At 41.6% G+C, this 23,063-nt stretch carries 21 protein-coding genes and 1 riboswitch; of the genes, 16 read left to right on the forward strand and 5 right to left on the reverse strand.

What is annotated here, in order from left to right; all coding sequences use genetic code 11:
* Nucleotides 1-35: 35 nt before the first annotated feature.
* The 4 genes from H5185_RS09100 to H5185_RS09115 all read left to right on the forward strand — a co-directional run bounded on the left by H5185_RS09100 (nt 36) and on the right by H5185_RS09115 (nt 2,117).
* Nucleotides 36-179: a hypothetical protein gene (locus H5185_RS09100; RefSeq protein WP_182741932.1), complete on the forward strand. Its 144-nt coding sequence runs from the start codon at nt 36-38 to the stop codon at nt 177-179.
* Between the two features lie 259 nt (nt 180-438).
* Nucleotides 439-1,107: a response regulator transcription factor gene (locus H5185_RS09105; protein WP_124017329.1), complete on the forward strand. Its 669-nt coding sequence runs from the start codon at nt 439-441 to the stop codon at nt 1,105-1,107.
* A gap of 144 nt (nt 1,108-1,251) precedes the next feature.
* Nucleotides 1,252-1,689 carry a PaaI family thioesterase gene (locus tag H5185_RS09110; RefSeq protein WP_124017330.1) on the forward strand — a complete coding sequence of 146 codons (438 nt, stop codon included), beginning with the start codon at nt 1,252-1,254 and terminating at the stop codon, nt 1,687-1,689.
* A 185-nt stretch (nt 1,690-1,874) separates the two neighbouring features.
* Entirely contained in the window at nt 1,875-2,117 is a 243-nt protein-coding gene (locus H5185_RS09115; protein WP_124017331.1) for a YgjV family protein, read from the forward strand.
* A gap of 217 nt (nt 2,118-2,334) precedes the next feature.
* On the opposite strand, the gene H5185_RS09120 is transcribed toward H5185_RS09115, so the two are convergent.
* A complete protein-coding gene (locus H5185_RS09120; RefSeq protein ID WP_182741933.1) occupies nt 2,335-3,819 on the reverse strand; it encodes an inorganic triphosphatase in 1,485 nt (494 codons plus the stop codon).
* A 236-nt stretch (nt 3,820-4,055) separates the two neighbouring features.
* On the opposite strand from H5185_RS09120, the gene H5185_RS09125 reads away from it, so the two are divergent.
* The 4 genes from H5185_RS09125 to putA all read left to right on the forward strand — a co-directional run bounded on the left by H5185_RS09125 (nt 4,056) and on the right by putA (nt 10,339).
* Nucleotides 4,056-4,736 carry a TIGR00153 family protein gene (locus H5185_RS09125; RefSeq protein WP_124017333.1) on the forward strand — a complete coding sequence of 227 codons (681 nt, stop codon included), beginning with the start codon at nt 4,056-4,058 and terminating at the stop codon, nt 4,734-4,736.
* Nucleotides 4,737-4,761: 25 nt separating this feature from the next.
* The gene (locus tag H5185_RS09130; protein ID WP_124017334.1) at nt 4,762-6,030 is read left to right on the forward strand and encodes an inorganic phosphate transporter; all 1,269 of its coding nucleotides are present in this window, start codon (nt 4,762-4,764) and stop codon (nt 6,028-6,030) included.
* Between the two features lie 140 nt (nt 6,031-6,170).
* The gene (locus H5185_RS09135) at nt 6,171-6,752 is read left to right on the forward strand and encodes a TIGR04211 family SH3 domain-containing protein (RefSeq protein WP_182741934.1); all 582 of its coding nucleotides are present in this window, start codon (nt 6,171-6,173) and stop codon (nt 6,750-6,752) included.
* A 392-nt stretch (nt 6,753-7,144) separates the two neighbouring features.
* Complete coding sequence (gene putA / locus H5185_RS09140; protein ID WP_182741935.1) at nt 7,145-10,339, forward strand: bifunctional proline dehydrogenase/L-glutamate gamma-semialdehyde dehydrogenase PutA; 3,195 nt, start codon at nt 7,145-7,147, stop codon at nt 10,337-10,339.
* A gap of 91 nt (nt 10,340-10,430) precedes the next feature.
* Here the strand turns inward: putA and H5185_RS09145 are convergent, their stop codons facing one another.
* A complete protein-coding gene (locus H5185_RS09145; protein ID WP_182723404.1) occupies nt 10,431-10,715 on the reverse strand; it encodes a hypothetical protein in 285 nt (94 codons plus the stop codon).
* A gap of 433 nt (nt 10,716-11,148) precedes the next feature.
* On the opposite strand from H5185_RS09145, the gene H5185_RS09150 reads away from it, so the two are divergent.
* The 3 genes from H5185_RS09150 (at nt 11,149) to H5185_RS09160 (ending at nt 14,116) form a co-directional block, all read left to right on the forward strand.
* Nucleotides 11,149-12,492, forward strand: coding sequence for a Na+/H+ antiporter NhaC family protein (locus H5185_RS09150; protein ID WP_182723405.1), 1,344 nt, complete (start codon nt 11,149-11,151; stop codon nt 12,490-12,492).
* Nucleotides 12,493-12,676: 184 nt separating this feature from the next.
* Nucleotides 12,677-13,360 carry a hypothetical protein gene (locus tag H5185_RS09155; RefSeq protein WP_182741936.1) on the forward strand — a complete coding sequence of 228 codons (684 nt, stop codon included), beginning with the start codon at nt 12,677-12,679 and terminating at the stop codon, nt 13,358-13,360.
* Nucleotides 13,361-13,408: 48 nt separating this feature from the next.
* Nucleotides 13,409-14,116, forward strand: coding sequence for a 23S rRNA pseudouridine(2604) synthase RluF (locus H5185_RS09160; RefSeq protein ID WP_182741948.1), 708 nt, complete (start codon nt 13,409-13,411; stop codon nt 14,114-14,116).
* A gap of 19 nt (nt 14,117-14,135) precedes the next feature.
* Here the strand turns inward: H5185_RS09160 and H5185_RS09165 are convergent, their stop codons facing one another.
* Both H5185_RS09165 and H5185_RS09170 read right to left on the reverse strand, forming a co-directional pair.
* Nucleotides 14,136-16,292 carry a S46 family peptidase gene (locus tag H5185_RS09165; RefSeq protein ID WP_182741937.1) on the reverse strand — a complete coding sequence of 719 codons (2,157 nt, stop codon included), beginning with the start codon at nt 16,290-16,292 and terminating at the stop codon, nt 14,136-14,138.
* A gap of 203 nt (nt 16,293-16,495) precedes the next feature.
* Complete coding sequence (locus tag H5185_RS09170) at nt 16,496-17,698, reverse strand: aromatic amino acid transport family protein (protein ID WP_182698603.1); 1,203 nt, start codon at nt 17,696-17,698, stop codon at nt 16,496-16,498.
* Nucleotides 17,699-17,934: 236 nt separating this feature from the next.
* Nucleotides 17,935-18,044: riboswitch (yybP-ykoY riboswitch) on the forward strand.
* A 98-nt stretch (nt 18,045-18,142) separates the two neighbouring features.
* Between H5185_RS09170 and H5185_RS09175 the strand changes: the two genes are divergently transcribed.
* The 3 genes from H5185_RS09175 to H5185_RS09185 all read left to right on the forward strand — a co-directional run bounded on the left by H5185_RS09175 (nt 18,143) and on the right by H5185_RS09185 (nt 20,788).
* Nucleotides 18,143-18,697, forward strand: coding sequence for a TMEM165/GDT1 family protein (locus H5185_RS09175; protein ID WP_124017342.1), 555 nt, complete (start codon nt 18,143-18,145; stop codon nt 18,695-18,697).
* 11 nt (nt 18,698-18,708) lie between these two features.
* Nucleotides 18,709-20,118: a multidrug transporter subunit MdtD gene (gene mdtD / locus H5185_RS09180; RefSeq protein WP_182741938.1), complete on the forward strand. Its 1,410-nt coding sequence runs from the start codon at nt 18,709-18,711 to the stop codon at nt 20,116-20,118.
* Nucleotides 20,119-20,407: 289 nt separating this feature from the next.
* The gene (locus H5185_RS09185) at nt 20,408-20,788 is read left to right on the forward strand and encodes an STAS/SEC14 domain-containing protein (protein WP_182741939.1); all 381 of its coding nucleotides are present in this window, start codon (nt 20,408-20,410) and stop codon (nt 20,786-20,788) included.
* Nucleotides 20,789-20,919: 131 nt separating this feature from the next.
* Here H5185_RS09185 and H5185_RS09190 read toward each other — a convergent pair whose 3' ends face one another.
* Nucleotides 20,920-21,108, reverse strand: a complete 189-nt coding sequence (locus H5185_RS09190; RefSeq protein ID WP_182741940.1) for a cytoplasmic protein — start codon at nt 21,106-21,108, stop codon at nt 20,920-20,922.
* Nucleotides 21,109-21,272: 164 nt separating this feature from the next.
* Here H5185_RS09190 and H5185_RS09195 point away from each other — a divergent pair, with 164 nt between their 5' ends.
* Both H5185_RS09195 and rlmC read left to right on the forward strand, forming a co-directional pair.
* Nucleotides 21,273-21,764 (forward strand): MarR family winged helix-turn-helix transcriptional regulator, encoded by a 492-nt coding sequence (locus tag H5185_RS09195; RefSeq protein WP_124017346.1) that lies wholly within the window; start codon nt 21,273-21,275, stop codon nt 21,762-21,764.
* A complete protein-coding gene (rlmC, locus tag H5185_RS09200) occupies nt 21,754-22,890 on the forward strand; it encodes a 23S rRNA (uracil(747)-C(5))-methyltransferase RlmC (RefSeq protein WP_124017347.1) in 1,137 nt (378 codons plus the stop codon). The genes H5185_RS09195 and rlmC overlap by 11 nt, the downstream gene beginning before the upstream one ends.
* Nucleotides 22,891-23,063 lie beyond the last annotated feature (173 nt).

Genomic DNA, 23,063 nt, shown 5'->3' on the forward strand with positions numbered 1-23,063 from the left:
GTCGATTAGTTCGCTGTGCTTAGGGGTAATTCCAGATGTTAAGCCAATATAACGTATCTGCTTATCCGGGTTACATCAGTGTTCAAAGCGATACAAAATCAGGCAAATTAATTATTCATACCTTAGACTTACGCCATGGCCATAAATACGAGAAAATACTGACTATCCTTGCCATATAACAGGTCTTTGATGAGAGTAATCTTTGATTAACAATAAGCGATTAACCGTGATTGGTGCCGTGTTAAGTGAGCAGTTTTGCACTTTAAATTCAATAAATAGTCACTTATAAAAATGTGCTAATAGAGTGAAATAAAAGTAAACAATAGGCTTTGCCTAGTACTTAAGGCTAGTAAACCAGCTTCATTTACGTATAGTATATAATCTCAGGATGTGCTCAAGGTACGTTGGGCAATAACATACTTTTCAGGGAGAAGAGTGATGAGTTCAAATATCGATGAATTGGTGTTTTTACACCAAATCGCAGCACCTTGCCATTTAGCTATTTTGGCTGAGTCGATCGGGTTGAAAACTCGAATAGTCAAACATGCCGCTGAGCTTGAGTTAGAAAAAAAATCCAATAAATTTTATCTTGTTTCACAAAAAGGTGCCGCATTAGACAGCAAAGGTATTCCTTTGTTAGTGTCGCGTTTAGTGGAGCATGTTCCTGTTGCATTATATCAAGTTGAACGTGGCTCGCTCGATCAAGAAGCGGCATTACTCCTCGGCGTTCGTGGTTTATTGTACAGTGACCAGCGCATGGATTTAATGCTGACGGGTTTACGTAAAATGGTGGCAGATGAATTATGGTATGACCGACCATTGATCAGTAAAATCTTTAGACGTTTAGTTCAGAAACTTGATACCAGTGCTGAAATCCCTTCCGATACCGTTGCCATTCTACAAAGATTAACCAATCGAGAAAGAACCATTATTCAGCTTGTTTCCAGTGGTGCTCGCAATAAAGAAATCGCCCAGCGGTTGTGTATTAGTGAACATACCGTTAAAGCACATATTTCGTCTATTTTCCGTAAAACAGAATCTCGCAACCGAGTTGAATTATTACGTTGGGCACAAACCTATCAAAGTCATAGTGAATTAGTCAGCTAATATGCTGATGGATTCATAGAGTGATTAAAATAGGAGCTTAGGCTCCTATTTTATCTGTCAGGTTTATCGATAGTGTTATCTTTTAAAAGCTTACGCTAATAAGTACACTGGGTTTTCTGATAACAATAATAATGGATGTTAACAATGAGTATTTGGTTTAAGGCTGTTACTTTAGAAGATTGTGCTCGTTTAGATGCTGGGATGCATGAAAAGGGCACCTTAATGCAAACATTAGGCATTAAAATTACTGAGATTGGCGATGATTACATGGTTGCGACTATGCCCGCTAATCCAGCAGTGCATAATCCATTAGGCATTGTTCATGGTGGCGCGAATGTAGCGTTAGCAGAAACGGTTGCCAGCTATGCAGCTAATTTTGTGGTCGACTTTACCCGTTACTATTGTGTTGGCCAAGAAATTAACGCTAATCATTTAAAAGCATCACGCAATGGTGAGTTAACCGCAACAACAAAACCAATACACATAGGCAAGCGCAGTTCTGTATGGGAAATATTGATCCACAATAGCGCGGGTCAACTGTGCTGTATTTCAAGAATGACAGCTGCTGTGGTCGAGCGATAGACTATAATAGGTTAAAGATGATTATTTGATTAGCCTTGATGATCCCGAGTTGCGCTTATGAGATATTGAGTTAAATATTAAGCGATCCCCGCATAATTCACTGCGCTAAAATCGGATCTATTTTGTTGCTTAAGCGTGTTAGTGGTCATATGAGGTAATGCAGAATATTACCATAAGGAAAATCCATGGACAGTATCAATATCTGGGAATGGGTCGGTTACTTAGCCTCGGTCGTTGTGGCGATTTCGCTGATGATGGCCAACATTAAAAAACTCCGCTGGTGGAACTTGATTGGTGCTGGTCTATTTGTGGCTTATGGTTTAGCGATAGACGCAATTCCAGTGGCGTTAGTGAACTTTTTTATTGTACTCATTGATGCATATTATTTGCTTAAGTTATATCGCGAGCCGACACCTCCGGCTGAATAGTTAACCTCATTTAGTTAACCTCATTTAATTAACCTCATTTAGTTAATTTCATGGTGGTCATTAATCTGTTTACTACTAAAGCCAAAATGAATATTTTGGCTTTTTTTGTTGAATGGGTTCTGATTTTAATTTTGGCTTATTTCATCAATCATCAATCATCAATCATCAATAATGCTTAATCGATGATTGATGTTAGCCGTTGTTATAAGGTTTTAGTTTACCAGTAGATAGGTACTTTTAAGGCGCTTTTACGTGACTGCTCCATTGCAAACAATAAACTGGTTTCTTTATTGTCAAGCCAGGTGTCAATATCAAGTTGATGTAGCTCACTAAGCAGCCTTAATATTTTGTATGCAGACAGAGTACTAATTCCTAATGCTAAGTCTTGCCAAGGCAAGCGAAATGCCTCGCGTTTTTTCGCTGGGTATATTTCGCCATAAGCAAATCCCACTAAGATGCTTTCATCAAGAGCATCTGCCACATCTTGATAGTCTTCGCTGCTCATTGCTGATGTTATAGGCATTAATTTGCCAATACGTTTCCATGAGGCTTGCTGCAATTTGTTGGCAAATAGGTCTAATTCTGGCTCTTGATTGAATTGATGTTGACCATTTTCAGTGGTTAATAACAAATCGACTAGCGCTAATTGTAATTGGCCATACTCGGCGTGTTGCCATATCGAGGCTAGCTGGGTTGAAATTGACATTGCGTTAATATGGTTTTCGAGTTGCTGGCAAACAACAGCTTTATTGCTGATATTGGCAAGCATGTTGGCATCGTCTTGCAGCAATAAACAACAGCTTTGCAATGGACCCACAAATTCTAGCGCACGTTCAAGGTGATCAAATAATGGACTAATGTGCTGATCCAGTAATCCAAATTGATTTAAGGTGAGTCTGAGTAAGCGCACGCAGCGGCGTAATTCCCCCCACAATACTGACTGTCGCTCCACATCATTAGTGACAGTTACTAATATATTTTCAATAAGTTGCCAGCGCTCTATGGCTGTTTCTAATATAGCGCTTAAGGCTTGGGGGACATTATTGTTTTTTGGCAAACAGACGTGATCAATCGATTCGATTGAGAAAGGTTTTGACTTACCCGCGAGTTGATAGCCACGCTGAGCTTTACTGGCCTTGCCTAGACGAAAGGGAACTGACTTAGCCACTTCACGTGCCAATTGGATTAAGGCTGAAGTATCACCAGCAAGTAATTCGAATTCGAGTTCGCAAATGGGGTCAATTTTATGTTGCGCAATAATCTCACCCACATCTAAAGCAACTTCAATCAAACTGTCATTGAGATAGATATGCCAAGTTTGGCGTTCAAAATTAGTTTCAAAAATGCATTTTAGTGATCTTGATACACTGTCGAGATCATTTCCTACTGGCCATATTTCTGTTGGAAAAAGTGACAGAACCGGCATTTTTTGATTTATGCTGACATTATATTCAGGACGAGAATGGATCCCTCCTACCACTCTGCCTGCTGTTTTTATAGTCTGTTCGAGTTGGTTGTCAAAGCCTCTTACTCGTAAGCCCATATCCCAACGACGCAGTTGTAAATCGTCGGTATCAAAATATCCGTTGGTGAGTTTCTTCTGCCCTTGTGGGGTTGAATTTGGATATTCATTCAATATTTTTTTCAAAAAATCATGGTGTTGTGATTGAATGAATAGTTTTAACTCTATTTCTGCGTCCATTGACTTTATATTTGCCTTGTCATTAAATATTCACTAATGCGTCATGTTATCTTCATAATGTCACATTGCTGTAATAAAAATCTCTTAGGATAGCGTTGCTCGCATCATATATACTAAGCAACGATAACAGAGAAACTGTTGTACGAAATTAAAAAACACAGTTTCATTATGTGGACGCTTGGGTTAACATGCGCCCGCTTTTTCCAAACTGGAATTTATTAAATAGGTAAACGGCAATGCCAGTAAACTCTATTTTAGGTGTGTTTGCAAAATCACCTCTTAAGCCTTTAGAACAGCATATCGACAAAGTACATGAGTGTGCATCACTTCTTGTTCCTTTCTTTGACGCAACCAACTCAGGTGACTGGGATGAAGCGGTAAAGATACGCAAACAAATTAGTTTGTTGGAAAAAGATGCTGACTCACTTAAACGTGAAATTCGCCTAACACTTCCTGGTGGATTGTTCATGCCTGTTGAGCGTACCGACTTGCTTGAGTTATTAACTCAACAGGACAAAATCGCTAACAAAGCAAAAGATATCTCTGGCCGTATTATCGGTCGTGAATTAGTCCTTCCTCAGCCAATGCAAGCTGCCTTTGGCGCTTATCTAAAGCGTTGTTTAGATGCAGTATCGCTTGCAAAACGTGCTATTAACGAGCTCGATGACTTACTCGAAACCGGTTTCCGTGGTCGTGAAGTTGAGTTAGTTGCCAAAATGATTAATGAATTAGATCTTATCGAAGAAGATTCAGATGATTTACAAATTCAAGTGCGTCGTCAGTTATATGCATTAGAATCTGAATTGAATCCTATCGATGTGATGTTCATGTATAAAATTATCGAATGGGTAGGAGGTTTAGCAGATATTGCTGAGCGTGTCGGTTCCCGCCTAGAGCTAATGCTAGCTCGTAACTAATCACAAAGGTTATCAAGGAAACAACATGGTTGATGTATTAGTCACCAACGGCCCTATGCTCATTATGATAGCGGCGGCATTTGGATTTTTGATGGCATGGGGTATTGGTGCAAACGACGTAGCCAATGCAATGGGAACCTCTGTAGGTTCTAATGCCATTACTATTAAACAAGCGATCATTATTGCAATGATCTTTGAGTTCGCCGGTGCTTTTTTAGCCGGTGGTGAAGTCACGAGTACAATTCGAAAAGGTATTATCGACGCAAGTTATTTTACTGATGTACCTGAATTATTGGTATACGGCATGATTGCCTCATTACTTGCTGCGGGTATTTGGTTAGTCGTAGCGTCAGCGTTAGGCTGGCCTGTTTCTACAACTCACTCAATTATTGGTGCTATTGTCGGTTTCGCCGCGGTAGGCGTCAGTGCTGATGCTGTTGAATGGGGTAAAGTTGTCGGTATCGTTGGCTCTTGGGTTGTGACTCCGGCCATTTCGGGTTTTATTGCTTTTATTATTTTCCAAAGTGTACAAAAGCTGATTTTTAACACCGATGATCCGTTAGCGAGTGCTAAGCGTTATGTGCCTTTTTACATGGCCCTTGCAGGTTTTGTGATGTCACTTGTGACTATCACTAAAGGCTTGTCGCATGTAGGGATAAACTTTTCAACAATTGAAGCGTATGTGCTAGCAACAGCTGTTGCAGCATTAGTGGGTTTTCTAGGTAAAATAGCGATTAGTCGTTTAAAAATGAGCGACAAAGCTGACCTAAAAACCCAGTATGGTAATGTTGAAAAAGTGTTCGCTATTTTAATGGTAGTGACTGCATGTTGTATGGCATTTGCTCATGGTTCTAACGATGTTGCCAATGCGATTGGTCCTTTAGCTGCGGTTGTTTCTGTGGTTGAAAGTGGCGGTGTTATTGGTGCTAAAGCTGTTCTAGCATGGTGGATTTTACCACTGGGTGCTGTTGGTATTGTTATGGGCTTGGCGATTTTTGGTCAACGTGTAATGCAAACCATAGGTAAAAATATTACTCATTTAACTCCAAGTCGTGGTTTTGCTGCTGAATTAGCGGCAGCATCGACGGTTGTGATTGCTTCTGGTACTGGTTTACCTATTTCAACAACGCAAACTTTAGTGGGTGCCGTGTTGGGTGTGGGTATGGCTCGTGGTATCGCAGCCATCAATATTGGTGTGGTGCGTAACATCGTGGTGTCTTGGGTTATTACCCTTCCAGCAGGTGCAGCGCTGTCTATTGTGTTCTTCTTTATTATTAAAAATATCTTTAGTTAATATAACGAAGACGCCATGCAGTATTAGCAAAAATGTGAATGCTGAATGTATTTAAGAAGGAAGTCGTATGACTTCCTTCTTGCATTCAGAGCATTTAATAAATAGCATGACGATAAGTTTTCTGAGTTTGGATAAATACCGTGTTAAGAGTACTTTCAATTCTTATATTTTTACTGGCGCCAAATGGCGTATTTGCAGCCCAAGGGCCAACGCGCTTCATTTCTGATGATGTGTTTACCTATATCCACGGTGGACCGGGTACTGAATTTCGTATCATAGGCAGTGTTGAAGCGGGTCAACCTATTACTTTATTAGGTGATACCCAAGGTGACTTCACTCAAATTATCGACCATAAAGGTCGTGAAGGTTGGGTATTAAGCAGTTTAGTAACCGATCAGCCTAGTTTTCGTGAACGTTTTCCTGAGATGGAAGCGCAACTAAAACAAGCTAGTGAGCAATTAAATAATATTACGCAAAATACTGAAAGTACCGAAGAGTATTTAACGCTGGCGAACGCAAAGGTGACTGAGTTAAGTGCTGAGTTAGCCAAAGCGATTGAAGAGCGGGATGTAGCTAAGTCAGAAGTAAAGCAAGTAGCTGATAATCAACGTTACTACATGTGGCAACAAGGTGGATTAATAGCAGGTATCGGGGCTTTAATCGGTATTGTATTGGTATATTTGCCTCGTCCGCAGCGCCGTCAAAAAAGTCGCTGGATGTAATGTCTCCAACAATCATCAGATTGTCATGGATAAGATGACAACACTTGTGTGATAAATTTTATTGCTAAAAAAGGCCAATGATTCAAACGTTGGCCTTTTTTTATGGTGTTTTTTGTTGATAAAATTTATTCATATTTAGTTAGGTTTATTTTTATTTAGTGATTGTTTAACAAATACTTATTTAGTTTTTGTTGTTTCTATAACACATTTTTTTCATTCATTTCAGTGAGCGTAATCAAACAATCATTAGCAAGTATTTAACTAGAGTGTCCAAGTTCACATTTTGAATGTATAATCGCCGAAAATTAGATCGTACATTGTATACAAAATAAATAATTCGTGAATACAGTGTCCATTCAATAACGATAATAACCATCCTTAACCTGACCTAGATGGAAGCGAATACTATGTTCAAAGCGAGTGAAGTACTGGGCGGTTGCTATGACAATGCCACTCTTGAGGAACTGTTTACTGCAGTGACCAACAACTATATTGTCGATGAAGAGCAATACCTGTCTGAATTAATTAAGCTTGTGCCTTCGTCTGAACAAGATATTGAACAAGTCACACGCCGTGCCCATGAACTCGTCAGTAAAGTTCGTCAGTTTGAGAAGAAAGGCCTTATGGTTGGTATTGATGCATTTTTGCAGCAATACAGCTTAGAAACGAAAGAAGGCATTATCTTAATGTGCTTGGCAGAAGCCTTGCTGCGTATTCCTGATGCAGAAACTGCTGATGCGCTTATTCAAGACAAGTTATCTGGTGCCAAGTGGGATGAACATCTTAATCGAAGTGATTCGTTATTGGTTAACGCTTCAACATGGGGCTTAATGTTAACCGGTAAACTGGTTAAGTTAGATCGCAATACTGATGGTTCGCCAAGTCACATACTCAAACGTCTCGTTAATCGTGTTGGTGAGCCAATGATCCGTCAAGCTATGCTAGCGGCGATGAAGATCATGGGTAAGCAGTTTGTGTTAGGGCGCGATGTTAAAGAAGCCCTTAAAAACAGCGAAGCTAAACGTAAGTTAGGTTATACCCACAGTTATGACATGCTTGGTGAAGCTGCGTTAACGGCCACTGATGCGCTCAAGTACTTTATGGATTATAGCAACGCTATTGATGATTTAGGTGCACAGCAATATGATGTTGGCAACGCTCCAAGACCGACAATTTCTATTAAATTGTCAGCATTGCATCCTCGTTATGAAGTTGCTAATGAAGACCGCGTATTAACAGAACTATACGACTCGGTAGTTAAATTAATTGTCCAAGCCCGCGCCTTGAATATCGGTATTTCTATTGATGCAGAAGAAGTTGACCGCCTTGAGCTGTCGTTAAAGTTGTTTAAGCAACTTTATCAGTCAGAAGCTGCCAAAGGTTGGGGGTTACTGGGCATTGTGGTTCAAGCGTATTCTAAGCGTTGTTTACCTGTGTTGTGCTGGTTAACACGTCTTGCTAAAGATCAAGGTGATGAAATTCCACTTCGCTTGGTTAAAGGTGCTTACTGGGATAGCGAGCTTAAATGGGCCCAACAAGCTGGCGAAGCTGGTTACCCACTGTACACCCGTAAAGCGGGCACTGATGTGTCTTATTTAGCTTGTGCACGCTATTTGTTGTCTGATGCCACTCGCGGTGCTATTTATCCACAATTTGCCACCCATAATGCGCAAACCGTCGCTAGCATTGATGCTATGGCGGGTGATCGCTTATACGAATTTCAACGTTTACACGGTATGGGCCAAGAGCTATACGACACCATGTTAGCTGAAAGCGGTGCTAAGGCTGTGCGTATTTATGCCCCCATTGGCGCTCACAAAGATTTACTGCCGTATTTAGTCCGTCGCTTACTGGAAAATGGTGCCAATACCTCATTTGTGCATAAACTTGTTGACCCTAATACGCCAATTGAGAGTTTAGTGGTTCATCCACTGGTGACATTATTGGGCTACAAGAGCTTAGCGAATCGTAAAATTGTTCAACCAGCTGATATTTTTGGTGCAGAACGTAAAAACTCTAAAGGATTAAACATGAATATTATTTCTGAGTCAGAGCCATTTTTTGCTGCACTAGATACATTTAGCGATACCCAGTGGACCGCAGGCCCGCTGGTCAATGGCAAAACCTTAACCGGCGAAGTGCAAACTGTGGTCAGTCCATACGACACCTCATTAACGGTAGGTACTGTTGCTTTTGCTGATGCTAATGCCATTGAGCAAGCCATTGCGAGTGCTGATGCTGCTTTTGGTGGTTGGGCTCGTACTGCGGTTGAAACGCGTGCCAATGCACTGCAAAAGTTGGCCGATTTACTCGAAGAAAATCGTGAAGAACTGATTGTGTTATGTACTCGTGAAGCGGGTAAGAGTATTCAAGACGGTATTGATGAAGTTCGCGAAGCCGTCGATTTTTGTCGTTACTACGCCGTTCAAGCTAAGAAAATGATGGCCCAGCCAGAATTGCTTCCAGGCCCAACAGGTGAGTTAAACGAACTGTTTTTACAAGGTCGCGGGATTTTTGTGTGTATCAGCCCATGGAACTTCCCACTCGCTATTTTCTTAGGCCAAGTCTCTGCAGCCCTTGCAGCAGGTAATACGGTTATTGCCAAGCCTGCAGAGCAAACCTGTTTAATCGGTTATCGCGCAGTGCAACTGGCACATCAAGCCGGTATTCCTACCGATGTGTTGCAGTTCCTTCCAGGAACTGGCGCTGTGGTTGGTTCTGCAATCACTGCTGATGAACGTATTGGCGGTGTGTGTTTTACCGGTTCCACTGGCACGGCTAAATTGATTAACCGTACCTTGGCTAATCGCGATGGTGCAATTATTCCATTGATCGCTGAAACTGGCGGTCAAAATGCCATGGTAGTTGATTCAACCTCACAACCAGAGCAAGTTGTGAATGATGTTGTATCGTCATCATTTACCAGTGCAGGTCAGCGTTGTTCGGCATTACGAGTATTGTTTTTGCAAGAAGATATTGCCGATCGCGTCATTGAAGTGATGAAAGGTGCGATGGAGCAATTAGTCATTGGTAACCCAAGTTCTGTGAAAATAGACGTAGGCCCAGTGATTGACGCAACTGCCAAAGCTAACTTGGATGCTCATATTGATCATATTAGCCAAGTAGGTAAGTTGATAAATAAACTTGAGTTACCTGCTGGTACTGAAAAGGGCCATTTTGTTGCGCCGACAGCGGTTGAAATCAATTCGATAAAAATGCTTGAAAAAGAGCATTTTGGACCGATTTTGCATGTTATCCGTTATAAAGCGGCTGATTTAGGCAAAGTGATTGATGAAATCAATAGTACCGGATTTGGCTTAACTTTGGGGATCCATAGCCGTAACGAAGGCCATGCGTTAAACCTTGCTGATAAAGTCAATGTGGGTAATGTGTATATTAACCGCAACCAAATTGGCGCCGTTGTTGGTGTGCAGCCATTTGGTGGTCAAGGATTATCGGGTACAGGCCCTAAAGCTGGTGGTCCACATTACTTAACCCGTTTTGTAACTGAAAAAACTCGTACCAATAACATTACCGCAATTGGCGGCAATGCGACGTTATTATCATTAGGTGATACTGACGAATAACGGAGTGAGTAACTCAAGTTGACTAAGCCCACTTCTCGTGGGCTTTTTGTTATTATGCCGCCTCGGGTTTTGTTAACTTGTTTGCGGTTATTTACTCTTGGATTGGAATATTATTGCGTTTTAAACCACGACTGACATTGCTACACAATTTACCAAAGCGACTGATATCACCAAATGAAGGCGTTATGCCTTGGTTAATCGCTGATTCCCAGTAGGTGAGTTCCGCATCAACAAGCTCCAATAGTTTTTTTGGGCAACCAACACAGGTATTGGCTGGACCACAACGAAAGATATCAGCTGAATCTAATGGAAAAGTCTGTTTTACTTGGGCAATGAGTTGCTTCATCGCGCTGATCCTATCGGGTTTGTGCTGCATATTTCACCTATGATGATGAAGTCGCGGCTGTTATCGCTAGCCGGTAACTTGATGATTTACAGTCATGGAATAGGTCAATTAATCGTTCAGTGAGAACTTTCACAATAACAAATCAGCCAAAGGGCAATATTAACGTAAATCAATTTTTTGCTGTAAAAATAGCGATTAATCGATAAATTGATTATGTTTATGTAAAATATTTGTAGCATTTTTTGAGGTTTAGAATAAAAAACGCCCTGGAAGCAAAGAAGTCTAGACGTCTAGATTGACAGTGGTGAAGAGTTCTCTTATTCTTGGCACAACTTGTTATGATGCGACTGCAATATTTAGCAGCATTCACTGTGTTGTTAAATAATCACCGATGACCGAGATTGAGTCGTACTCGCTTTTCTCATCCGACAATCCCAATTCGTTAAGATAAAGAGAGATCACTTTGACTAAAGCTACTTCATCAGCCACCACGGAGCCAAATAGCCCCGCATCGTTTGTGGCATTATTACCATTATTTTTGTTTTTAGGATTATTCATTGGCGCTGGCTTATATTTTCAAAGTCAGGGTATTGATTATGCGTTCTACCAATTACCCAGTGTGATTGCTATTTTACCTGCCATTGTATTGGCAATATTGTTATCAAAACAGCGCATCAATAATGCGATAGAAACCTTTATTGAAGGGATTGGCCACAGCAATATTATTGCTATGTGTTTAATTTATTTATTAGCGGGGGCTTTTGCTGCAGTGGCTAAAGCCACTGGCGGTGTTGATGCTACTGTTGCACTTGGCTTATCGTTTATTCCATCTAATCTATTGCTACCGGGCTTTTTCGTTATTGCCGCTTTTATTGCAACCTCGATGGGCACATCGATGGGCACGATTGCTGCGGTTGCTCCTGTGGCATTAGGCGTGGCTGATCAAGCGCAAATTGATTATGCCTTAATGGCGGGGGCAGTCATGTCGGGCGCATTATTTGGTGACAATTTATCGATTATTTCTGATACCACGATTGCGGCAACGCGTACTCAAGGTTGTGAAATGAAAGACAAGTTCCGTGAGAATTTAGTGTTTTCGATCCCAGCGTCGATCCTCACCTTGATTGCTTTTTCGTTTGTTGGTCAGGGCCAAGCAGATATTGCAGCTCAGGACATTGAAATCTTAAAAGTATTACCGTATTTAACCATTCTGGTGTTGGCTGTGGCCGGGTTAAACGTATTTGTTGTCTTGTCCCTCGGAATAGTATTAGCCGGCGTGACAGGCGTGCTGAGCTCTGATTATAGTGTTATCCAATTTGGTAATGATATTTACACTGGCTTTACTAATATGCAGGAAATTTTTATTCTGTCGATGCTAGTGGGTGGCTTAGCGGCATTAATGCAGCAACAAGGTGGATTAATCTTTGTCAGTAACCAAATTGAAGCCTTAATCCGTCGTTTTTCTAAAGCTAATGGTGAAGCATCAAGCCGAGCGGCAGAGCTAGGAATGGCCGCTATTGTTGCCGCGACGAACACTTGCGTGGCTAACAATACCGTGTCGATTGTGGTAACGGGTGATATTGCTAAAGAGCTTGCTGAAAAACATGGCGTTTCGCCAAAACGCGCGGCGAGTATTTTAGATATTTTTGCTTGTATCATTCAGGGATTAATCCCCCATGGTGCCCAAGCATTATTAATTGCCTCGGTGTTTACCATTAGTCCATTAGTGGCAGTATCTAATGCTTGGTACTGTATGATTTTGGCCGTTATTGCTGTGATTATCGTGATTTTTCGTAAACGAGTCTAATCGGCTATACGCTCAATAATCCACTGGTTTCATTGGCTCAAGCAAGTAAACGTCAGCTATGGAGTCGACAATGCCCAATCTTAAACGATTGGGCATTGTTTTATGGGGCTATTGATTATCGGCTTTTACTTTTGTACTTTACGCGTTAATATCCCGCACCCATTTTTTGTATAAGTATCGAACAGTGACAAGTAGAGTCCGTAATTATGATTTACATCTAGTGATTGTATTTATGTCATTGGCGGCGGCAGTTATCGGCTCTTTTGGTGTCGCAAGTGCGCTCATTGCTAAAGTGGATAGCATCAGCATAGAGATGTTAATGATCCGCCCTGACGCCCTTGGAAACTATATGAATTCCTCGTTTGCTGTAGTGTTTAATTTATCACTGCTAGCCAGTGGTTCATGTTTCTTACTGGCGATGGTCGCTGTGTTTAATATTTTCCCTGATTTAATCAGCCGTTATATCGCTGTTCTTGGTGGTGTGGTGGGGATCAGTATTGTATTAATGGGTGTATTTCCGATTAACTTTTTAGAGTTACATCGCAAGGTGTCGACGCTTTATTTACTCAGCTCTCTGGTATTGCACAGTATTTGCTTAGTGGATTATTTCAAACCAGGCAGCACGATGACCAAACGAATGCTTACCTTGAGCATTATTTCCTTATGTAGTGGCTTTGTATTGCTGATGCTGCTTGATTGGAGTCAGCTTGATTTTAGCGAGTGTTCAGCCGATTTTCCTCAATATTGTGTGGTGTCCTTATCCATGTGGTCATTAACCCAGGCAAATATTTTATGGTGTGTTTGCTTAGGATTAAGCTTGCTAAAAACCATTAGAACACAACAAAATAACCTGTATAAATTAATCTAATCCCGTTTGTTACTGGGTATTATTACTTGAGCATCGTTTATGACATCAATGCGACTAAGCCACTATTTAGCTGTGTGTGGTGTGGCTTCAAGACGCCAAGCCGCACGACTGATTGACAGTGGTCGAGTGAGCGTTAATCATCAATTAGCCCAGCATAGCGATCGAGTCAAACTGTCTGAAGCGGTAACGGTTTTGGTTGATGGCCAACCGATTTTGCCGGTGCAACCCAAACAGTATTTTATCTATCATAAACCTGTTGGGATTGATTGCCGCTTATTAGCCGATGATCCCCATAGCTTACTGCATGTGTTGCCCGAATCGCCAAGGTTATATCCTGCTGGGCGTTTGGATAAAGATTCTCGCGGATTATTATTACTCACCAATGATGGTCAATTAACTCAAGCATTAATGCATCCTGATTTTTATCATCCGAAGACCTATGTTGTTCAAGTGAATAAACCTATTAAGCCAGAATTTTTACTGATGATGGCTCAAGGGGTGCAATATGGCGATGTGCACACACGACCTTGTGATATTAGAGCATTGAGCCCTGCGGCGGATGAAGACAGATTTAACATAGTCTTAACTCAAGGGTTAAATCGACAAATACGCCGTATGTGTCAGGCACAAGGCTATAAGGTAGTAGATTTAATTCGCACCCAGTTACTGGATGTGTGTCTTGATGATCTAGCAGAAAAAACAATGCGGCCATTAACGGCCGCAGAGTTATTGAGTCTTCAACGCTCAGTAAACTGAGCATAGGGTTAAATGGTCATTATTTAACAATGTCCATTTCAGCTAATAAGTTGTCAGCATTATCTAAATACTGCATGACCCAAAGCATATAACGACTATCTACTTGGATTGAACGGTTGGTTTGTGGATCATATCCCCAGTCACCAATGATACTCTCGTACACGCCGTCAAACAGTAAACCGACCAATTCGGCGCGGCCATTTAAGGTCGGAGAACCTGAATTACCGCCAGTAGTGTCTAAGGTTGATAAGAAATTAACCGGCACAGAGTCAATCGCTTTAACATAATAGTCGCCGTATTGTTTTTGCTTAATTAGCTCAAGCTCTTTAGCTGGCGCATCAAATGGATCTATACCCGTGTCTTTAGCCAAAATACCTTCTAAACGCGTAAACGGCACCGCAACTAATCCATCCTGTGGTGAGTAACCTTTCACATTGCCGACAGTCACACGTAGGCTTGAGTTCGCATCAGCATACACAGGTTTACCTTGCTCGCGGTTATAGGCAATGATCGCATCCATATACTGTGGACGCACTTTCATTAATTCACCTTCTAACTGCTTTTGCTGTTTTTCTCGCGCCATATCGGCGTCAAAGGTTTGTACCGCATACTGAATGAATGGGTCATTTGAGGCGGTAAAGTCTGCAACCGATTTATTCATCCATGCTAAGCGAGTCGCTTTGTCATTTAGCTTGGTATTGGCGTACATATTGTCGAGTGTTTTGGCCAATGCTTTAGCGTCAAACTTATCGCTAATACCAAAGGCTTTGTCTAACGATGCTAAACGTTGTTTTACAGGTAATGCCGCATAGCGGGTAAGTAAGTCTGCGAGAAGTGCTTTATCTACACTGGCTGCATAACGGCGATCAATTCGCTCCATGCTTGAGGTAAAGTTAGTCATATCGCGGTCTTGGTAACCTGGTTCACGTTCCATATCCGCTAAGGTTTTTTCATGGGCTAAGCGATATAAATTACGGGCAGTGGTCACCATAGTGGTGTAACCAATATAGCCTAGCAACATATCTCGCTGCTGATCTTGTTGGCTCTTAGCGACCAGTTTTTCCAAGCTTGATAAGGTTTTGCCATATTGTTGCTGGCGTTTTTTGTCTTGGTTAATCCAGTTAGCTAAATCAGTTTCAACTTTTACGCGCTCAGCAAGCATGGATGATTTACCATAAAACTCAATCATAGAGGTAAAGTTTTTAGCATAATTTGCTAAGCCAGCAATTAAGCTTTCGTATTTAATTCGCTCATCGCTGCCCTCTGCTGCAGTCTGTTTGATGATATCAATCATGCTTTCTTGCAGCTCTTTACCTTGTGGATAAGCCCAGCCAAATTGATTTTTAACTTCATCTGCAGTGCGATATCGATTTGTACGGCCAGGGTAGCCCGCAACCATGACGAAATCGCCATCACTAACGCCTTTAGCTGATACTTTTAAAAAGCTTTTTGGCTCATAGGGAACGTTATCTTTACTGAAATCAGCAGGCTTACCATCTTTTGATACGTAAGCACGATAAAACGAAAAGTCACCGGTATGACGTGGCCACATCCAGTTATCGATATCGCCACCGTATTTACCCACGCTCGCGGCTGGGTTGTAGGCTAAACGCACATCGCGTATTTCTAACTGTTTAACCAAATAATATTCTAGGCCACCATGGAAACTATAAACTTGGCAACGGTAACCATCTTCTTTTTCACATTCAGCAACTAAGGTTTTTTCTTGTAGCTCAATACCTTTATAAAAGTCATTGCCTACTTTATCCATTTGGCCAGCGGTAATTTTATCGGTTACCTTAGTTACGGCTTCGGTAACGAAAATACGAGACCCCGGTGTTGCAGGTAATTCTTCGGCATAGGTTTTTGCTAAGAAGCCATCTTTAAGCAAGTTTTTTTCAGGGGTTGAATTGTACTGAATTGCGCCATAAGCACAGTGGTGGTTGGTTACCACTAAGCCCTTAGGCGATACAAATGAAGCGGTACAACCACCAAGGCTGATCACGGCATTCATTGGAAACTCAGTCAATTTAGAAATTGAATCAGCGCTGATCTCTAAGCCTTTTGCTTTAAGCTCATCAGCCATTGCGGGAAGTTGATGTGGCTGCCACATCCCTTCATCTGCCGACGCGCCAAAGCTGGCTGCAATAGCGACAGTTAATAACCATTTTTTCATTATATAATTCCGTTTAGGGTTTAGCGTGCGATGAATATTATTGCTGTTGTCTCTAATTTTTGCTTAATTCTTGTTTCATCATGGCTAATGTTGGTAGTCCATAAAACAAAAAAGTCAGGCTAAGCCTGACTTTAACAAATGTTTAACCATCTTAAAAGCGTTTGAAAAACTCGCTTACAAATCCGGTTAATCAGTTAGTTCATTTAGGTTAATGCCACTATTAACTGAGCAATAACAATTAATATACCGAGTAAACCTGCGACAACAAGCCCTAAAGTACCACCAGATACTTGATAACCGCCCAATTGCTGTGAGCGTTGTTTTAATGCCATTGCAATGGGCAAGAAGATGATCATCACTACCAATGGGATAGCAGCAAAACCAAGGACTTTAAAAAAGCCGTCGGGGTAATAAAGCGCGCACAATAGAGGTGGTATAAAGGTCATTAACCAGGTTTTTGCACGTCCAGCAGCATCGTCGTTGGCTCGCGTGAGTTCGGCTATGTAATCGAACAAGCTCATGGTGACACCTAGAAATGAAGTAATTAATGCGAGGTTAGCAAATAAATCAATAGCTTGGCTGATAATTTGTGATTGGGCTAAGCTTTGTAAGGCGGTAACAAGTTTAGGTAATGAACCTCCAAAGCTATGTACTGTTTCACCACCTAAAGAGCCTAAGGTCACTAATAACCATAGAATGTAACAAATCAGCGGAATGGTTGAGCCAATTAAGAGCACTTTTCTAAGAGAAACGGCATTACCTTCTAAGTAGCGCACAATGGTAGCAATACACACATGGAAACCAAATGAGGTGAACACCACAGGAATAGCCGCTAACCATAATTGCTGCAGCGCAGTGCCTGAAGCGACTTCGGTTGAATAATTGTTTAATGCACTTATTAGGTTAACGTCGGGTAATAGAAATGCCACCACAATGACCAGTAACACCACCATAGAAGTAAACAAAATACGTGATACTTTATCAATCCATTTTACGCCAATGGCAATTAATCCGCCAAAAATAACCGTAAACAGTATGACTGCCACTTGGTTGCTCATGTTTATGCCAATGGGCTGTAAGCGGGTTTCTAATAGCGACGACCCTCCCATCAAATACACCATAGTCAGAGCGAACAATAAGCTGAGAAAAGAACCTCCTTGGATTAGCTGGCCGACTTTACCCAGGGTTTTACCGGTAATGGCATGAACATTATCGCCGATACCAGAGTGAAGATTAATTTCTAGCATCAATAATGAGGTATAAGCGGATAGGCCCCAAATGACCACGAGTAAAATTAATGCTGGGATTATGCCTAATGCCGCTGTTGCTAATGGCAGCGCAAGCATGCCACCCCCAATTGCAGTCCCTGCTACAATCGAAATAGAGCCTAAAGTTTTAAAATTCACCGAAAACGTCCTGTCTAATTATTATTTTATTTGTGTCGGACATTAGCAGAAGGGTGACAGAGCAGGCAAGGATCTTTGATGGTTATAGGCTAACAGCTGCGTTTATAAACAATTACTCAACATTTAGCTAAACGGTTTTACACTATGATTTTGCAATAGCGTATCATTACGTCAGTACTGCGTTAAGCTCTTTACTGTATCAATGCGTTGATTAAATCTAATCATAAGCTATAATGCCCATCGTTTTAGGGGAGTAGCTAACCTAAGCATATCGACACGATATGATTAGGAGTAAGTGTCAACATACTTGGCCTCATGCCATGGTACTTACGGCAAAATTATTGATGTTAATGATTTCGCCATGCAAGACCTAAGCACTGTCACTGCATCAAGGGGTATGCGGCGGTCTGTGCTTAGTCGTCATTTACCCCTAGGATTATCACATTGGAAGCTTTATTTGCCTCAACCTTTACTGTTGCTATTGCTGAAATCGGCGACAAAACTCAATTATTGGCTTTACTACTCGCTGTCAGATTCAGCAATAAAACGGCTATCATATTAGGCATTCTACTTGCCACGTTATTAAACCATTTTCTTGCTGCATGGATTGGTCAATGGGCCATTGCTTGGATTGATCCTCAATGGGCCACCTATTTGGTAGCCGGTTCATTTTTTGCCATTGCTTTATGGGTGCTCATACCCGATAAAATGGATGACGATGATAACCGTTTTTATAAATTAGGTGCTTTTACTGCGACGTTTATTTTGTTTTTTATCGCCGAAATTGGTGACAAGACACAAATTGCTACTGTTGTCTTAGCGGCAAAATATCAATCATTAACCTGGGTTGTTATCGGCACCACATTGGGTATGCTGATTGCTAATGTCCCTGTGGTATTGGCAGGTCATTTTAGTGCGAACAAACTACCAATGAAGCTTATTCATCGCGGTTGTGCCGTGCTATTTGCACTGCTTGGTGTCGCGACACTCATGTGGTAAATGGAGGTTCAATGCCCGATAGCCGACTGCTTGATGCACAAACTGCTCGAGGATTACCTTGGGTGGTTGCCATTGCTTTTTTTATGCAGTCGCTTGACGGGACAATCCTCAATACCGCTTTACCCGCAATGGCCAATGACTTAAACGAAGATCCGCTGCGCATGCAAGGCGTCATTATCGCTTACATGCTCACGGTTGCTCTGTTGATCCCCGCTTCCGGTTGGATTGCAGATCGCTTTGGTACTAAGAAAATCTTCTTTGGTGCCATCCTATTGTTTAGTTTTGGTTCATTGCTTTGTGCATTGTCGCATTCGTTGGACATGTTAATTGGCGCTAGAGTCATTCAGGGCTTGGGTGGTGCGTTAATGCTGCCCGTTGGTCGGCTAGTTGTGCTGCGGGCGTACCCGCGTTCTGAGTTGGTGCGGATCATGGGCTTTATCACCATCCCCGGTTTACTCGGTCCTTTAATTGGTCCAGTGATGGGCGGTTGGATGGTGCAATATCTCACTTGGCATTGGATCTTTTTGATTAACTTACCTGTCGGCATTGTGGGGTGTTATGCGGTTTGGAAGTTTATTCCAGACCTTCGTGGTAAGGAAAGGTCGCGTTTCGATACCCTAGGCTTTTTGTTGTTTGGTGCGGCGATGTTGTTGATTACCGTTGCTATGGAAGGATTAGGTGAACTGCATCTGCCACACTTGCGAGTGATGTTGCTGTTGTTTGGTGGCATGGCATGCTTAATTGCCTATTGGCTTCGAGCTGGGCGAATTGATCAGCCACTGTTTTCCCCATTATTGTTCCAAACCAGAACATTTGCTATAGGTCTGTTTGGTAATCTGTTTGCTCGTTTGGGCAGTGGTGCATTGCCTTTTTTGGTGCCATTGTTGCTGCAAGTCGCTTTGGGTTATTCACCATCTCAGGCGGGAATGAGTATGCTGCCATTGGCTGCTGCGGCAATAATGGCCAAATCAGTGGCTCGTCCCATTATTGAACGTTTAGGTTATCGATTTGTATTAACCGCTAATACACTGGCTCTGGGATTGATGCTGGCGAGCATAGGCTTAGTTAACGAGCACACCCCTTATTGGTTGTTACTGGGCGTGTTGGCCTTCATGGGCGCGATTAACTCTTTGCAGTTTACCGCAATGAATGCCGTGACTTTGATCGATCTTGATGATGCTAGTGCCAGTAGCGGTAACAGCCTATTGTCGGTAGTCGGGCAATTATCATTAAGTTTGGGAGTTGCCTGTGCTGGTGGTTTACTCGGTGGTTTTAGTGCCAATATTGGTAGCGATAACGCCGCGACAGTACTAGGTGCGTTCCAGCTCACTTTTGTGACTGTCGGGGTGATGACTATGTTAGCCGCCGTGATTTTTTCGCAGTTATCTAAAGACGATGGCCGTTTGATAAGCGATTCATAATGGTACATTATCTGCCATTTCCTGATAAAAGTCCTTATTTTCAATCTATTGTTGTTTAATTAAATCGTCCTGTGATTCGCATTGAATTTGTTATTTATAACGTGGTTTTGTCACCCAAATCATGCTCTATACATGATGCTGTTTGACATTAATTACCATCACTCTGTTTGTTTTTTGTGCAGCCCTGCACATACTTAATTTTATAATTGCTTAAAATGTAAGCATGCATAAGCGTTGTTGATAGGCGTGTGCAGTTAAATGTGTAATCGCATGTTAAAGGAGCCACGATATGGATATGAAGAAACATGGTTTATCAATAGGCATAAACCGAATTGAAAATGTGTTTTTTGTGACATTAAAAGCAACTGGCACACTAACCCACGAAGACTATCTCGTCATTACCCCTATGTTAGAAGGGGCTTTAAGCCAAGTTAATCAACCTAAAGTGAGTTTATTTCTCGACGCCACTGAACTTGAGGGCTGGGATTTACGCGCTGCTTGGGATGATTTATCACTGGGATTAAAGCACAAATCTGAGTTTGAAAGAGTGGCTATTTGGGGCAATAAAAATTGGCAAGAATGGGCGGCCAAAATCGGTAGTTGGTTTATCTCGGGCGAGATTAAATATTTCGAAGATGAAGATGACGCATTGAAATGGCTGCGTTACTAAATTCGCATAGCAGGTATAAGCCAATCTTTAGTCGCGACTATTGATGAGCTTCTTGTGCAGTGTGTCGTTCGTAAAAAAGCCCTAGGAACATAAAAAATATTCACTAGGGTTTTTAGGACGCTACAAATAACTTATGCAGTTGTATTAATATTATGGCCACTGTTGCCTACGGGCTGCGGCGCTAGTGCAGCTTCGATGAGTTGCAATGCCATTTGTCCTTCAGCTTTTTGCTGATCTTTAGCCATAACGGCAACTTTTAAGCTGTTGCCTGAATCAATCGTTGTAGGCATTGAAGAAGGTGAGTTAATGCTAAGTGACATGATTAACCTTAATATAAAAAACCAATGGTATAAGTATAACGGCCGAAAACCCAAAGACTTGATTATTTTTTATCAAAAATAACGTGAGATGCCTTTTTTGATTATAGGTTGTGCACAACCAATGTTATGATTAACCCATATTAGTGGTTAGTGGAGTTTGACCTATGTCTAGCAAAGTGCTTAATGAATCTCAATTACCTTCAGTGCAAAACCCGCTAGCACTTGAAAACCAAGTGTGCTTTTCGTTGTATAGTGCGACTAATGCAATGATCCGCGCCTATCGGCCATTGTTAGATGAGTTATCACTAACTTATCCGCAATATTTAGTGATGATGGTGTTGTGGAAAGAGCCAGGAATTAGTGTCAAAACCTTAGGTGAAAAATTACACCTTGATTCTGGAACCTTAACGCCCTTGTTAAAACGCCTAGAAAGCAAAGGTTTAGTGAGCCGTGGTCGCAGTGAATTAGATGAACGTGTGCGAGTGCTGCATGTTACTGAGCAAGGCCAACAATTATATCAACAAGCCTTGAGTATTCCTGAGCAAATGCGCTGTAAAGTGGGTGGCACTATTGAGGACTTACAGCAACTCAAACAACTGTGTGATCACGCTTTTATGATGTTAAATTCTGGAGAGGCAAACAGCTGTGAAATGTGACTATTTTGAGCGTGGCGATTGTTTGTCATGCCGCAATATTCAACTGCCAATGGTTGAGCAAGTAAATGTAAAACAGCAAAAATTAACGGATTTGTTTCGTGACATGTCGGTTAAACAATGGTTTTCACCGATATTAAGTGCAGAATCTGGCTTTCGTAATAAAGCCAAAATGGTGGTATTAGGTGCCGCTCATGAGCCTATTTTAGGATTGGTTAATCCACAAGGGGAGCCGATCAGTTTATGTGATTGTTCGTTATACCCTAAAGATATGCAATTGTTATTACACCGTTTAGAGCGATTTGTGCAGCAAGCGGGTGTGCCTCCTTATCGAGTCGATAAGGCCAAAGGTGAGCTCAAATTTATTTTGCTGACTCGTAGTCAAAGTAGCGGCCAGTTTATGCTGCGTTTTGTTTTGCGTAGCGATAATGCGATCGCGCGAATTGAACGAGAATTACCGCAGTTACTGCAAGAATTTCCTCAAATTACCTTAGTGTCGGCTAATATTCAGCCGATTCATATGGCTATTTTAGAAGGTGAAAGAGAAATCTTTTTAACCGAAACTACGCGCTTAGAAGAACAACTGAATCATGTGCCGTTATTTATTCGGCCAAAAAGCTTTTTTCAAACAAATCCTGACGTTGCGGCGCAGTTGTATCAGATTGCAAGGGAGTGGGTTACTGAGTTTACACCTAACTATATTTGGGACTTATTCTGTGGTGTCGGCGGTTTTGGGTTGCATTGTGCTGATCATCAAATTCGCTTAACGGGTATAGAGATTGAATCAGAAGCAATAGAATGTGCCATCTTATCAGCCAGCAAACTTGGGCTGACACAAGTGGATTTTAGTGCTCTTGATTCAACCCATTTTGCACAAGGGCAATCAGCTGAAGTCAAACCCGATCTTATTATTGTTAACCCACCGCGGCGAGGATTAGGTAAAACCTTATGCGATTCATTGAGCGAGTTTGCGCCCAAAGCCATTGTGTATTCTAGCTGTAATCCACACACCTTAATGACAGATTTAGCCTGTATTACGGGTTATGAAATTACCAAAGTACAAATGTTTGATATGTTTCCTCATACGGATCATTTTGAGGTATTGGTTATGTTAGAGCTGCTGCAATAGGCCGAGTTAATCTCAACGTTGAGTTGATATAAAGCATGTAAGCCACGCTCAGAATATTTGAGGCATTTCATCGCAAGCTGGTGGTTTTTATTGCTGACAAGTTGAGGTAATACGATTTAGCCGAATAATGGATTATTTGATAAATGTTTATTTTCTCCAACTAAGCTTTGTGG

It is taken from the genome of Shewanella sp. SG44-6 (assembly GCF_014164185.1).
In the GTDB taxonomy this organism is placed as follows: domain Bacteria; phylum Pseudomonadota; class Gammaproteobacteria; order Enterobacterales; family Shewanellaceae; genus Shewanella; species Shewanella vesiculosa.

What these genes read in the sequence shown, in the direction of transcription:
- putA (WP_182741935.1), top strand. Translation starts at nt 7,145, where the DNA reads ATGGAAGCGAATACTATGTTCAAAGCGAGTGAAGTACTGGGCGGTTGC.
- H5185_RS09115 (WP_124017331.1), top strand. Translation starts at nt 1,875, where the DNA reads ATGGACAGTATCAATATCTGGGAATGGGTCGGTTACTTAGCCTCGGTC.
- H5185_RS09145 (WP_182723404.1), bottom strand. Translation starts at nt 10,715, where the DNA reads ATGCAGCACAAACCCGATAGGATCAGCGCGATGAAGCAACTCATTGCC.
- H5185_RS09195 (WP_124017346.1), top strand. Translation starts at nt 21,273, where the DNA reads ATGTCTAGCAAAGTGCTTAATGAATCTCAATTACCTTCAGTGCAAAAC.
- H5185_RS09100 (WP_182741932.1), top strand. Translation starts at nt 36, where the DNA reads ATGTTAAGCCAATATAACGTATCTGCTTATCCGGGTTACATCAGTGTT.
- H5185_RS09190 (WP_182741940.1), bottom strand. Translation starts at nt 21,108, where the DNA reads ATGTCACTTAGCATTAACTCACCTTCTTCAATGCCTACAACGATTGAT.
- H5185_RS09125 (WP_124017333.1), top strand. Translation starts at nt 4,056, where the DNA reads ATGCCAGTAAACTCTATTTTAGGTGTGTTTGCAAAATCACCTCTTAAG.
- H5185_RS09130 (WP_124017334.1), top strand. Translation starts at nt 4,762, where the DNA reads ATGGTTGATGTATTAGTCACCAACGGCCCTATGCTCATTATGATAGCG.
- H5185_RS09185 (WP_182741939.1), top strand. Translation starts at nt 20,408, where the DNA reads ATGGATATGAAGAAACATGGTTTATCAATAGGCATAAACCGAATTGAA.
- H5185_RS09110 (WP_124017330.1), top strand. Translation starts at nt 1,252, where the DNA reads ATGAGTATTTGGTTTAAGGCTGTTACTTTAGAAGATTGTGCTCGTTTA.
- H5185_RS09120 (WP_182741933.1), bottom strand. Translation starts at nt 3,819, where the DNA reads ATGGACGCAGAAATAGAGTTAAAACTATTCATTCAATCACAACACCAT.
- H5185_RS09105 (WP_124017329.1), top strand. Translation starts at nt 439, where the DNA reads ATGAGTTCAAATATCGATGAATTGGTGTTTTTACACCAAATCGCAGCA.
- mdtD (WP_182741938.1), top strand. Translation starts at nt 18,709, where the DNA reads ATGCCCGATAGCCGACTGCTTGATGCACAAACTGCTCGAGGATTACCT.
- H5185_RS09160 (WP_182741948.1), top strand. Translation starts at nt 13,409, where the DNA reads ATGCGACTAAGCCACTATTTAGCTGTGTGTGGTGTGGCTTCAAGACGC.
- H5185_RS09165 (WP_182741937.1), bottom strand. Translation starts at nt 16,292, where the DNA reads ATGAAAAAATGGTTATTAACTGTCGCTATTGCAGCCAGCTTTGGCGCG.